Source organism: Novacetimonas hansenii JCM 7643, from assembly GCF_000964405.1.
GTDB lineage: Bacteria > Pseudomonadota > Alphaproteobacteria > Acetobacterales > Acetobacteraceae > Novacetimonas > Novacetimonas hansenii.
In genome coordinates this window covers 1-13,051 of the sequence record NZ_BANE01000285.1, presented here as the reverse complement: position 1 = coordinate 13,051, position 13,051 = coordinate 1, and the positions used below count along the sequence as shown (strand labels likewise).

The following is a 13,051-nucleotide window of genomic DNA, read 5'->3' as shown; positions in this document are numbered from 1 at the left end:
GCACCCAAAAACTTTTCCTGTTTTTTATCAATGAGTTGTTTTCAGACAATCTCTCACATAGTCGCAGGTATTGATGGGGAAGCTCCTTTACCAAAAGCTTCTGATGCGCCCCCCCCCAAACACCCAATGCTTTCTTTGTATCAGGGGTCAGCAGGCCTGCTTCTTCAAATATAACGCCAGCGCCTCCGCCCCTTCGCTGACATCACGCCAGGTGGCGGCAAAATCCTCTGTCGTGCCGTAATAGGGATCAACCACCGCCGTTCCATGCCGGTGCGCCACATAATCCAGCAACAGCGACAGTTCTGACACACCGTCCACAGGACGCATCCGCGACAGGTGCGCCATATTCGCGTGGTCCATGGCGATGATATGCGTGAACTGGTAAAAATCCTGCCCGGTCACGACGCGGGCACGATACTGGTCCAGATCAATCCCATGCCGGGCCGCCATGGCACGGGCACGCGGGTCCGGCGCCTCGCCCACATGCCAGTTGCCGGTGCCTGCCGACTCTACCCGCACCTCCAGCCCATGTCGTGCCGCCGCCTGCCGGAACGCGGCCTCCGCCAGAGGGGAGCGGCAGATATTTCCCATGCAGACAAACAGGACCGAAACCCCATGTTCCATGTTTTGCGTGCCCCGCGACATGGCGATGCCAGTTTTATCAACACCAACATCGCGGGACGCTGACTTTTTACAAAAATCCGGCGTCCCGCGATATTTTTGGGAACACTACGCCCCCAAACCTCTCAATGCCCCTTTTCAGGCGGATGCAGGCGCACCTTTTTCGGGATAACGTTCGGCCAGGATGCCAATCGTCTTTGCGATCATGTCCGCTGGCGTTTCCTCCAGCGTGACAATCACCGGATGCTCGTCAGGTGTCGGCGGCTCCAGCGTGGCAAGCTGGCTTGGCAGCAGGCTTGGCGGCATGTAATGACCGCGCCGCCGTTCCAGCCGCGCACGCAGGATGTCTGGCGGGATCTGGAGATAGACGAACACGATCCCCGGTGCCTCGGCACGCAGGATATCGCGATAGGAACGCTTCAGCGCCGAGCAGGTCAGAATCCCCCCCTGCCCCGATTCCACGCGCTGTTTCAACCAGTCGTGGCAGCGTTGCAACCATGGCAGGCGATCGGCATCGGTCAGAGGAATGCCCGCCGCCATCTTGTCCACGTTCGCCTTGGGGTGCAGGAGGTCGCCCTCCTGATACGGCCAGCCCAGCAGGTTATGCAGGCCCGCCGCCAGCGTGGTCTTGCCACACCCCGACACCCCCATGACCACCAGAACAAGCGGACGGATACCCTGATCCTGAAGAATGGTGGAGGTCATGACGGCTCCAGATGTTTCAGGCCATCATGCGCGGCCACGATCACCTCGGACGTACGGCCGATGAACAGGCCGGTTTCAATGACGCCCACAATGGCGCGCAACCGCCGCGACAGGGCCACCGAATCGGTGATGGCGCCAAAATGGCAATCCAGGATCATGTTCCCGCCATCGGTCACAAACAGGTTGCCGCTGCGATCCAGACGCTGTGTGATGCGCGCGCCGAGGGCTTCAATCTGGCGCGCCGTGCTTTCCCAGCCAAAGGTCGTGACCTCCACCGGGACGGGCACGTGATGACCCAGATGTTCGACCAGCTTGCTTTCATCCACCACAACGACAAAGCGGCGCGATGCGGCGGCGACGATCTTTTCACGAAACAGCGCCCCCCCCAGCCCCTTGATGAGGTTGAGCGTGCCGAGTTCCACCTCGTCCGCGCCATCAATGTCGATGTCGATCTGCGGGTGGGAGGCGAACGTGACAAGCTTTATGCCATGCGCGCGGGCCTGCTCGGCGGAATGTTCAGAGGTGGGGATGGCGCAGAATCGCAGCCCCTCCGCCCAGCGACGGCCAAGTTCCTCGATCATATAGGCCGATGTGCTGCCTGACCCCAGACCAACCACCATACCTTCCTGTACCATGGATGCGGCCTCAATCGCGGCCTGACGCTTGAGTTTCGCCCTCGGATCGCCACTCTGGCTTGACATTGCCCTGTTTCCTCCCCCCGCGTGGGCCGTTTGCGCATCTGTGCGGCGGCCCCTCGTTATTGTTGTGCCGTGCGCCAATGAACGCATCCATGAACGCACGACATGGTTGGATTATTGCCCGGCGGCCGCCTTGTCCAGAAGCCAGATGAGCGCGCCTTCTGTGGTGATATGGCTGGCCGGTTCGGCCGGGTCGCCCGCGCGCACCTTTGCAAAGGCGTCCTTCTTGCCCGCACCCGCCAGCATGAACACAACATGGCGGCTGGAATGGATGGCGGGATAGGTCAGCGTCAGGCGCGTATGTGGGGCATCATCAGGGACGCAATGCGAAACCCACAGCTTACGCTCCTGCAACACGGGCTGGCGCGGGAACAAAGAGGCGGTATGGCCATTATCGCCCAGCCCCAGCATCACGACATCAAACAGCGGACGCCCCGGCTGCAATGTGTCCGCGCCATACACCTTCTGCAATGCGGCCTGGTACTGCGCCGCAGCCGCCGCCGGATCACCCGATGTGGGCATGCGGTGGATATTGTGGATCGGCACAGGCACATGTTCGAGCATTTCGGTCTCGACCATATTGTAATTGCTGGCCGGATCATCGGCGGGGACAAAACGTTCATCGCCAAAGAAGAACTGCGTGTTCGCCCATGGAAAACGTTCGGCATATTCCTCCGACGCCAGGATCTGGTACAGCCGCTTTGGCGTCGATCCCCCCGACAGGGCCAGGACGAACGGGCCGTCCTTCTTCGCCAGCGCCTGTTGCGTCAGCCATTTCGCCATGTACTGGGCAATCGCTTCCCCATCGGTAAGGACGATCATCTCGCCCGTCTTGACGTCATGTCCGGCCATCAGCCTGCATCCCCCAGCACGAATTTCTCGATCCCGTTGGCGAATCCCTCTTCCTCGCACGAGGTGGAGACATGGGTCGCCTGTTTCTGCACTTCGGGACTGGCCTGTCCCATCGCAATCGACATCCCGCTCTTGCGGAACATCAGCACATCATTTGGCTGGTCGCCCAACGTCACCATCTGCGCCGCAGGGATGCCCAGCAACCGCTCCAGCGTCATGACCACGCCGCCCTTGTTTGCATCGCGATTGGTGACATCGACATAGTACGGCTGTGACAGCGCGGCGGACGCGGTATCGCCAAGCGCCTGCTGGAGGTCATGTTCCAGCCGCTTCATCAGGTCGAGGTCATCGCTGACGCCGGTAATCTTGACCACCTGGTCCAGATCCTCGCCAATCACGCCGACCTTGGGCGGGAATTTCACCGTCCACTGTTCACGCGCGACATGCGGCGCCTTGATGTCGGAAACGATCCAGTCATTGCCGTTATAGACCCACGGGTCGGCCTTGTGATCGCGGATGATGCCGATCACCGTGCGTGCGACGTCGGCCGTCAGGGTCCGTGCCTCGATCACCGAAAAATCGGGCCGAACCATCATGCCGCCATTGAAACCGGCGATCGGCTGGTCAATCTTCAGCGGCCCGATCAGCATTTCCATCCCCTTGGGGGGGCGACCGCTGGTGATGGCAAACACGATCCCGCGTTCACGCAGGCGTTCGACCGCGCGGATCGCACGCGGTGTCAGGATCTTGTCCTTCGTGACCAGCGTACCATCGACATCGGCCAGTACCAGGCGTATCTGCTGGCCCGTGGCCGGTGTCGCCTGCGAACCCGCAGCCTGTGTCCCCACTGGTTGCATAACCTTCTCCTTGTGCATCATCAGGCGTCAGGCACGCGGCAGGACGAAACGTTCCATCGCCCGCGCCCAGCCGTCATGCGTGTTTGCATCCGTCACGAAATGGGCATGTTTCTGCACCTCTGCCGGGGCGTTGCCCATCGCAATGGCCACACCGGCGACATCCAGCATCGGGATATCATTGTTCATGTCCCCGATGCAGGCCACTTCGTGAATCTCAATCCCCATCAGGGCCGCAAGCTCCCGCGCGGCATGGCCCTTGTTCGCCAGCGGATGGGTGACATCCACCAGCCATTCAGACGAACGGTGGACATTCGCCCGCCCCGCAAGCTGCACGCTCAGTTCACGTTCCACCGTACGCAACTGCGCCACATCGGTGGAAACGCCCATGATCTTGCCCACGCCGTCATAATGGTGCGACAGGTCAGGGGCAACGACGGGGACGGTCTTGACCACCGTTGCCTCGTGCCGGACCTGGGCAGTATCGCCATCACGTACCAGCCAGTCATAATCAATGAACAGCCACGGATCGACATCGCGCGACAGCAGTTCCTCCACCGCTTCACGCGTGGTCTCAGGCGCCAGCGAATGACGCGACATGATCTTGCCATCGGGGGTGCAGATCAGCCCGCCATTCAGGGCCGCGATCGGGCGGTCAATGCCCAGCGGGCCAAGGAACGGCTGCATGCCCACGGGGCCACGGCTGCTGACAAGGCACAGCGCGATTCCCGCCCTGCGCAGGGCCGCCGCCGCCGCCAGCACATCAGGCGTCACCCTCTTGTCCTGAGGCACGAGGGTGCCGTCGATATCCGAGACCACAAGACGTATCCTGTCGGACGGCGGGCGTTTTACTGTCATGCGTGTGTCATCCTGTATGTCACGACCCTATCTTGAGCCAGTGCCGGTGGTCGCGGGCCAGCAGGTCATCGGCGGCTTTTGGTCCTTCCGACCCGGCGGGATAGAAATGCAGGAAGCCCGGATCGCGTTCCCATTCCAAAACGGGCTGGACCACCTGCCACCCGGCCTCGATATTATCAGCGCGCTGGAACAGCGTCGCATCCCCGATCATGCAGTCATAGATCAGGGTTTCATACCCCGTGCTTGGCCCCTCGCGGAACCATTCGGAATAATCGAACTTCATCCGTACCCCACCCAGATGCACCGTGGGACCGGGGATTTTCGCGGAAAACTGCATCGTCACGCCTTCGGTGGGCTGAATATGCAGCATCATGATGTTCGGCGTCAGCTTTTCCACCGGCGTATCGCGGAACAGGGCATAGGGCGCGGATTTGAAATGGATGGCGATTTCCGTCTTGCGCGCCGCCAGCCGCTTGCCCGTGCGGACATAAAACGGCACCCCGGCCCAGCGCCAGTTATCAATCCGCAGCTTCATCGCGACATAGGTTTCGGTGCGTGACTGCGGATTGATCCCCGGCTCTTCACGGTATCCGGCGACCGGTTCACCCTTGATCGTGCCTGCGCCATACTGGCCGCGCACCACATCCTCGCGCCCGACGGCATGAATGGCCTTGAGCACCTTGGTCTTCTCGTCACGCACGGCGTCGGCGTCAAAGGATGTCGGGGCCTCCATCGCCGTCATCGCCAGAAGCTGCATGACGTGGTTGGGCACCATGTCGCGTACCGCGCCAGTGCCCTCATAAAACTTGGCGCGCTGTTCCACGCCCACCGTCTCGGCCGCCGTGATCTGGATGTGGTCGATATTGTCACGGTTCCATAACGGTTCAAAGAACCCGTTCGAAAACCGCAGCGCCAGAATGTTCTGGACCGTTTCCTTGCCCAGATAATGGTCGATACGATAAATCTGGCGCTCACGCAGGCTTCTGAGCAGGCGCGCATTCAACGCCACGGCGGAAGCCAGGTCGCTGCCGAAGGGCTTTTCAATAATGACGCGGCGGAACATGCCATCCGTCTCGTGTGCAAGGCCGCTATGGCCCAGCCGGTCCACGATGGCCCCAAAGAAACGCGCCGCCACCGCAAGGTAGAAGATGCAGTTTTCATCCCCCACTTCCGCCGCAAGCTGGGTATAGGTCGCCTCGTCCTCGAACGAACCACGGACATAGCGGATGCGCGTACTCATCCATGCCCACACGTCCTCGCGCAGGGCTACGGCCTCCGTCCCGCGACTGTTGACGAAGTTCTTCAGCGCATCATGAAAATTCTGCTGTAACTGACCGGTGGACATATCTGTCCAGTCAACGGCCACGATGGAGAAATGGTCATCCACAAGGCCCGCGCAGGCAAGGTTGTAGATCGCGGGGACAAGCAGGCGGCGTGTCAGGTCGCCGCCGCCGCCAAATATGACAAATGTTCCGGGGGGGCTGCGACGCGGGGCATTTTCATGCCCCGCGTCGGCAATCTGCGATGATGCCGATGCGACGATATTTTCCATCAGGCTGCTCCATGAACCGTTTCCATCCAGTAGAAACCCGGCCGCCAGCCTGCGGTCTTGTTGTTGCCGTCTCGATCATGGCAGCCGGGCGTGCGATCAGACGCGAGGCGTCAGTTGTTGGTCCCCTCCACGTGGCCGCCAAAACCGAAGCGCATGGCCGAGAGCATCTTCTCGGCATAGTTGTTGCCGGTGCGTGAGCGAAAGCGCGTGAACAGCGCCGCCGTGATGACAGGCACAGGCACCGCTTCCTCGATCGCGGCATCAATGGTCCAGCGTCCTTCGCCCGAATCCGCGACTTCGCCGGTATAGTTCGACAGGTCGGGATTCCCCGCCAGCGCCTGCGCCGACAGGTCAAGCAGCCATGACGACACCACGCTGCCACGACGCCAGACCTCGGCGATGTCAGGCATGTTCAGCTCAAAGCGCTGATCTTCAGGCAGGGCGGTGGAGTTCTTTGACTTCATGACGTCAAAGCCTTCGGCAAAGGCCTGCATGATGCCGTATTCGATGCCGTTATGGACCATCTTGACGAAATGGCCCGACCCGGCGGGACCGCAATGCAGGTAGCCAAGTTCCGCACGGGGGTCCATGCCCGGCTTGTCCCGGCCCGGCGTGCGCACGACATCGCCCAGGCCCGGCGCCAGCGCCCGCAGGATCGGGTCGATATGGTCGGTGGCATCCTTGGTGCCGCCGTACATCATGCAGTACCCGCGCTCCAGCCCCCAGACACCACCCGATGTGCCGACATCGACATAATGGATGCCCTTTTTCGCCAGCTCCGCGGCCCTGCGAATATCATCCTTGTAGAACGAGTTGCCGCCATCGATCAGGATGTCACCCTTGCCCAGCAGGCCCGAAAGCTCCGTAACCGCAGCCTCCGTCACCTCACCGGCGGGCAGCATCAGCCAGATGATCCTGCGTTCCGCCGTCAGCTTTCCCACCATGTCCTTCAGGCCGGTGGCGGGCTTGGTCCTGCCCGCCTCGGCACGGGCGCCCACCTTGGACACCACATCGGGGTCACGATCGAAAAGGACCACGTCATGGTCGTGACGCGTCAGGCGGACGGAGATGTTCCCCCCCATCTTGCCCAGGCCGACGATACCGATTTGCATGATAACTGATACTCCTGATGTAAAATCCCGCCCCACCGCGCACGGCCGGCATGTGCGGCGCGAACGACGGCGTGGGCATCTGCCGCACCGCCGATACAATCAGCGACGCGACAGCGCATTGCGGTGGATCAGACCGCCGCCTTGATGATCTGCCCCAGCTTTTCAAGGCCGGATTTCAGGTCGCCATGGATATGCACCCGCACCGCGCGGCGGCCACGTTCGCCCAGTACCTCCAGATCGCCACGGGCCTGTGCTTCCTTCACGATGCCGAAGGTATATTTTTCCCCCGGAACCGGCAGGTTGACTGCGTCATCGGCCGTGATCTGCACGAACACGCCCGTGTCAGGCCCACCCTTGTAGGCCTGGCCGGTGGAATGCTGGAACCGCGGGCCGAATTCCGCAGCCGTCGCCAGCTTCAGCGTGTCACGGATGCCAAGACGTACCGTCTGGATCCATTCGCGCGTTGCCGTGTCACGCTCGATATAAGCCAGAAGCGCGACATAATCCCCCGCCTTCGCACGGGCGAAATGGGCCTTGAGGATACCCTCGGCCGTCTTGCCATCCTTCAGCGCCGCCGCATTTTTCGGATCGGCATAGAAAGAGAACGTTGCATCCTTGGCAAAGGGTTCGTACGGCGGCAGCTTGCCGGTCTCGTTATAGGCGGTGGTGATTTTCTTGGTCTCGATCTTCGAGGCCTCGACATCCGGCTGGTCAAAGGCGTTGATGCCGATGATCGACCCGGCCACCGCTGTCGCGAATTCCCAACGGAAGAACTCCTCGACGATCTGGCGCCTGTCATGCAGTTCGATGGTCACGACCGGCTCACCCGCCGCCACCAGCGCCTTGAACGCCGCATCCTGCTTTGCGCACGGCTTCTCCGCCAGGCGCAGATAGACGAACAGCCGGTCCTTGCCATAGGCAGAGGCCGGGCCTGCCGTCTCGTCATCAATGGGGATCAGGCCGCGACCGTTCTTGCCGGTGGATTCCGCCAGCAACTGCTCCAGCCATGCGCCCATGTCGTAAATCGCGGGGGAGGCAAGGATCGTCACCTTGTCACGTCCGAACGACCTTGCCGCCACACCCAGCACACTGCCGAGAAGGACGCCGGGATTCTGCGCCGGGGGGACAGAGGCCGCGCAGGATTTTTCGCCCCGCAGCGCCGATTCCAACAGCAGCTTCAGCGGCAGGCCGGCTGCTGCGGCAGGCACCATGCCGAAATCGGACAGAACGGAATAACGCCCGCCGATCTGCTTTTCACCATAGAAGATCTTCCAGAACCCGTCGGCCTTTGCCACGGCTTCCATATGCGATCCGGGATCGGTCACGGCGACGAAGTGCGACCCGGCCTTCTCACCCAGCACCTTCCTGGCCGCGTCAAAGAAATAGGCCTTCAGGATGTTCGGCTCCAGCGTGCCGCCCGACTTGGACGAAACGATGAACAGCGTCTTGGAAATGTCGATCTTGTCCTCGAACGCCTTGACCTGCTGCGGGTCGGTGCTGTCGAGGATATAGAGGTGCGCAAAGCCCTCATGCTTGCCAAACGTCTCCGACAGGACTTCGGGGCCAAGGCTCGATCCACCCATGCCCAGCAGCAGGATGTCGCGGAATCCGCGGGCCTTCACCTCGGCCTGGAATTTCTCGAACTTCGACAGGTCCTGCACCTGATCGTCAACGATCGTCAGCCACTTCAGCCAGCTCGCTTCGTCCTTGCCGGTCCATAAGGTGGCATCCTTCGCCCACAGGCGACGGACCTTGCCCCCCTTGCGCCATGCCTCCAGCTCCGCCTTGACGGCGGTGTCAAGCTCGGCGGGCAGGTTCAGCGTGGTGGTGGTGACTTTCTTGCCCACAAAGGCCGCCTGCTTTGCCGCGACGGAACCAAGCAGGTCGTCGAATGCGTCCTCGAACGACTTCACCCCCTCATCGACCAGAACGCCGGTTACACCGTCGAGGTCGAGACCAAGGCGCTTTGCCTCGGCAAGGATGGCATGCGCGCCCTTGACGTCATCCGTCAGCGTAGGGGCAGCCGTGCCATGGTCGCGGAAGGCATCAAACGTCTTGGGCGGGATGGTGTTGACCGTTTCTTCGCCAATCAGGGCATCGACATACAGCACGTCGCTAAAGGATTTGTCCTTCGTGCCCGTACTGGCCCACAACAGGCGCTGCGGACGTGCGCCGGCCGCGGCCAGCTTCTGCCAGCGTGCGCTTTTCACCACGCCCTGCCAGTATTCATAGGCCAGCTTGGCATTGGCGATCGCGACCTTGCCGCGCAGGGCCTTCAGGGCGGCGGCATCCTTGTCGCCGGCGGCAACGCGGCGGTCGATTTCGCCATCAATCTTCACATCGATGCGGCTGACGAAGAAGGATGCGACACTGGCGATGCCCGCAACGCTTTCCCCCTTGGCCAGACGGTCCTCAAGCCCTGCGATATAGGCTTCGAGGACTTTCTTGTACGCCTCGTTGGAGAACAGCAGCGTGACGTTGACGTTGATCCCTTCGGAAATGGCGGTACGCACGGCGGGCGTGCCCTCGTCCGTGCCGGGGATCTTGATCATCAGGTTGGCGGCATCAACCGCCGCCCACAGGCGCCGCGCTTCCGTAATGGTGCCGTGCGTGTCACGGGCAAGATAGGGAGAGACCTCCAGGCTGACATAACCGTCAACGCCCTTTGTCTGTTCATAGACGGGATGCAGCACCTTGGCCGCATCACGGATATCCGTGATGGCCAGCGTCTCGTACAAGGTTCCGGCATCGACGATGTGGTGTTCAAGAATGGAGCGGATCTGCGGGTCGTAATCCGTGCCCTGCCCCATGGCCTTCTGGAAAATAGCGGGATTGGAGGTCACCCCCTTCAACCCGTCCTCATCCACCAGTTTCTTCAGGCTGCCATCCGCCGTATAGGAGCGCTGGATGAAGTCCAGCCACGGCGACTGCCCATATTTCGCAAGCTGCTTCAGCGGGTTGGCCGCGCCGTCCTTACCTGTTTCGTGCACACTCATTTCTGTGCATTCCCCTCATCTTGGACGGATGGCGCGCATATTGCATCGCGGCGGCCATCCGCCTTGGTCCTGACAAAAACGCGAAACAGGACCGTCAGGCCCTGTCGCGCTGTGAATGACGGTTTATGACGCCTTGCGGGCGAGCTGCTTGCGCGCCTCCGCCACGACGGCGTCCACGGTGAATCCGAACTTGACCTCCAGCTCCTCCGCCGGGGCGGACGCACCAAACGAATGCATGACAAGGGTCGCACCCTCCAGCCCGACATAACGGTCCCAGCCAAGCTGCGCCGCCTGTTCCACCGCCACGCGGGCGGTAATGCCGGGGGGCAGCACACTGTCGCGATAGGATTTGGGCTGGGCTTCGAACAGATCCCACGACGGCATCGACACGACGCGTGCCTTTACGCCTTCGGCCTTGAGCTGTTCGTACGCCTTCACCACCAGACCGACCTCGCTGCCTGTCGCCATAAGGATGACATCGGGTGTGCCATCGGCATCCGCAAGGACATAGGCCCCTTTTGCCAGCCCCGACGCAGGCGCATAGGTCTTGCGGCAGATGGTCGGCAGGTTCTGCCGGCTCAGCACCAGCACGGACGGCCGGTCCTGTAGCGGGATCAGCGTGCGCCACGCCTCGGCCACCTCGTTCGCGTCGGACGGACGGATCAGGGTGACGCCCGGCGTCGCGCGCAACTGCGCCAGCTGTTCGATCGGCTGGTGGGTCGGCCCGTCTTCGCCCACGCCAATGGAATCATGGGTAAAGATATACAGCACCGGCAGCTTCATCAGCGCCGACAGGCGGATCGGCGGCTTCATGTAATCAGAGAAGATCAGGAAGCCCGAGCAGTACGGCCGCAGCCCCGCCAGCGCGAGGCCGTTGCAGATCGAGCCCATGACATGTTCACGCACACCGAAATGCAGGTTGCGCCCGCCATAGGTCGCGCCCCACTGCGGCGGCTGGAAATCGCCCGCGCCATCAAACGTCAGATGGGTTTTGGTCGACGGCGACAGGTCGGCCGACCCGCCGATCATCCACGGGAAATTCACCGCAACCTCGTTCAGCACCTTGGCCGAACTGGCACGCGAGGCAATGCCCTTGGCATCGGCGGGGAACGTGGAGATGTCCTTGTCCCATCCCTCGGGCAGCTTTCCGGCAAGGATAGTGTCAAGCTGTGCCGCAAGTTCGGGATATTCCTTGCGATAGGCTGCGAACAGCGCATCCCATGCCTTGCTTGCCGCGGCGCCACGCGTTGCGATGCCGGCCTGGAAATGCTCCGGCACGCCATCGGGGACATAAAAGCTCTTGTCCTCCGGCCAGCCATAAAATTTCTTGGTCTCGCGGATTTCCTCCGCACCCAGCGGCGAGCCATGCGCGTCCGCCGTGCCCGCCTTGTGCGGCGACCCCCAGCCAATGATCGAATGCACGATAATCAGCGTCGGGCGCGATGTCTCGGCCTTGGCCTCTTCCAGCAGGCGCTTGAAATCACCTGTATCATTGGCGTCACGCAGTTCAAGGACATGCCAGCCATAGGCCTCGAAACGCTTATGCACATTTTCGGTGAAGGTGATGTGGGTATCGCCCTCAATGGAAATGCGGTTGCTGTCATAGATCCACGTCAGGTTCCCCAGCTTGAGGTGGCCCGCGATGGATGCGGCCTCGCTGGAGACGCCTTCCATGTTGTCGCCATCACCGCAGAACGTATAGACGTGATAGTCAAACAGCTTGAATTCCGGCTTGTTGAAGCGTGCGGCAAGCCATTTTTCCGCCATCGCCATGCCTACGGAATTGCCACAGCCCTGCCCCAGCGGGCCGGTCGTGGTTTCCACACCTGCGGTATGGCCGTGTTCGGGATGGCCCGGCGTGCGGGAATCGAGCTGCCGGAACTGTTCGATATCCTTGATCGTCAGTGACGGCGCGTCGATCGCCTTGCCGTCCCTGAGCTCACGCACCCCGGCAAGATAGATCAGCGAATACAGCAGCATCGACGCATGACCGATCGACAGGACGAAGCGGTCACGGTTGGGCCACAGCGGGTTGGCCGGGTCATAGTTCAGGACATCGCGCCACAGCGTATAGGCCGGGGGGGCAAGCGCCATGGCCGTGCCGGGATGGCCCGAATTGGCCTTCTGCACCGCATCCATGGACAGCGTGCGGATCGTGTTGATGCACAACGTGTCGATGTTGGCCGGCATGCTGCCGCCTCCTTCTGGTGCCCTTGCGGGACAGGGAAACAATGAATGCATAAAACCGCTCTCCTTCATCCTGACTGCCCCGATCCGCAACATGCCCGAAACACCGGGCCGGCGGAAAATCCGCCACTACCCCCCCGGTCCGGCAAGACCCGTCCGACAGGATACGCATCACGTGACAGGCGCCGACGCCCCATAACGCCCCCGAACACCCCATGGGGGGCCGGGGCATGGATCTGCAACTACGCCGCAGCCTGTCCGAAACGGTTGATGGGGCAACCGTTTTACACACAATCTCACGACCACCTTATGGGAACAAGCCACCTCATCCGGCGCGACGGCACCTGTATTGAAGGCCCGAACCGCCCGCGATGCCAGCCCCGTGGAATCACGACTGCTCGACCCCATGATACGACCGCGTAACGGCCGGGCAGCCATGGGCCTGCTTCCAATGTATTTCGTGCAACATCGGCGCGGCCATGAAAATGACATGACCCCGTGCCACATGACAAAGGAACGCGCCGTGGCGTCTCTTGCGAAGGGGCGCGGCATTGCGTAATCATCACGGCAGGCGCCGCGCGGCATCCCGGCCGCCCCGCCACGGCGCACCCGCCAT

General features: G+C 61.8%; 10 protein-coding genes. All 10 read right to left on the bottom strand.

Annotated elements, in window-relative coordinates; all coding sequences use genetic code 11:
• Window positions 1–147 precede the first annotated feature (147 nt).
• Window positions 148–624, bottom strand: coding sequence for a low molecular weight protein-tyrosine-phosphatase (locus B7G66_RS15050; RefSeq protein WP_003617312.1), 477 nt, complete (start codon window positions 622–624; stop codon window positions 148–150).
• Between the two features lie 135 nt (window positions 625–759).
• Window positions 760–1,326 carry a gluconokinase gene (locus B7G66_RS15045; RefSeq protein WP_003617310.1) on the bottom strand — a complete coding sequence of 189 codons (567 nt, stop codon included), beginning with the start codon at window positions 1,324–1,326 and terminating at the stop codon, window positions 760–762.
• Window positions 1,323–2,027, bottom strand: coding sequence for a ribose-5-phosphate isomerase RpiA (gene rpiA / locus B7G66_RS15040; RefSeq protein WP_003617308.1), 705 nt, complete (start codon window positions 2,025–2,027; stop codon window positions 1,323–1,325). The genes B7G66_RS15045 and rpiA overlap by 4 nt, the downstream gene beginning before the upstream one ends.
• Before the next feature lie 111 nt (window positions 2,028–2,138).
• Window positions 2,139–2,876, bottom strand: a complete 738-nt coding sequence (pgl, locus tag B7G66_RS15035) for a 6-phosphogluconolactonase (protein WP_003617306.1) — start codon at window positions 2,874–2,876, stop codon at window positions 2,139–2,141.
• Window positions 2,876–3,733 carry a Cof-type HAD-IIB family hydrolase gene (locus B7G66_RS15030; RefSeq protein ID WP_003617304.1) on the bottom strand — a complete coding sequence of 286 codons (858 nt, stop codon included), beginning with the start codon at window positions 3,731–3,733 and terminating at the stop codon, window positions 2,876–2,878. Before B7G66_RS15030 ends, pgl begins: the two co-directional genes overlap by 1 nt.
• A gap of 27 nt (window positions 3,734–3,760) precedes the next feature.
• On the bottom strand, window positions 3,761–4,588 hold the full coding sequence (locus B7G66_RS15025) for a Cof-type HAD-IIB family hydrolase (RefSeq protein ID WP_003617303.1): 828 nt from the start codon (window positions 4,586–4,588) through the stop codon (window positions 3,761–3,763).
• 19 nt (window positions 4,589–4,607) lie between these two features.
• Window positions 4,608–6,140 (bottom strand): glucose-6-phosphate dehydrogenase, encoded by a 1,533-nt coding sequence (gene zwf / locus B7G66_RS15020; RefSeq protein ID WP_003617301.1) that lies wholly within the window; start codon window positions 6,138–6,140, stop codon window positions 4,608–4,610.
• Between the two features lie 110 nt (window positions 6,141–6,250).
• Entirely contained in the window at window positions 6,251–7,252 is a 1,002-nt protein-coding gene (gene gnd / locus B7G66_RS15015; RefSeq protein WP_003617300.1) for a phosphogluconate dehydrogenase (NAD(+)-dependent, decarboxylating), read from the bottom strand.
• A gap of 128 nt (window positions 7,253–7,380) precedes the next feature.
• A complete protein-coding gene (locus B7G66_RS15010) occupies window positions 7,381–10,248 on the bottom strand; it encodes a bifunctional transaldolase/phosoglucose isomerase (protein WP_003617298.1) in 2,868 nt (955 codons plus the stop codon).
• Window positions 10,249–10,371: 123 nt separating this feature from the next.
• Window positions 10,372–12,489, bottom strand: coding sequence for a transketolase (gene tkt, locus B7G66_RS15005; protein ID WP_040510373.1), 2,118 nt, complete (start codon window positions 12,487–12,489; stop codon window positions 10,372–10,374).
• Window positions 12,490–13,051 lie beyond the last annotated feature (562 nt).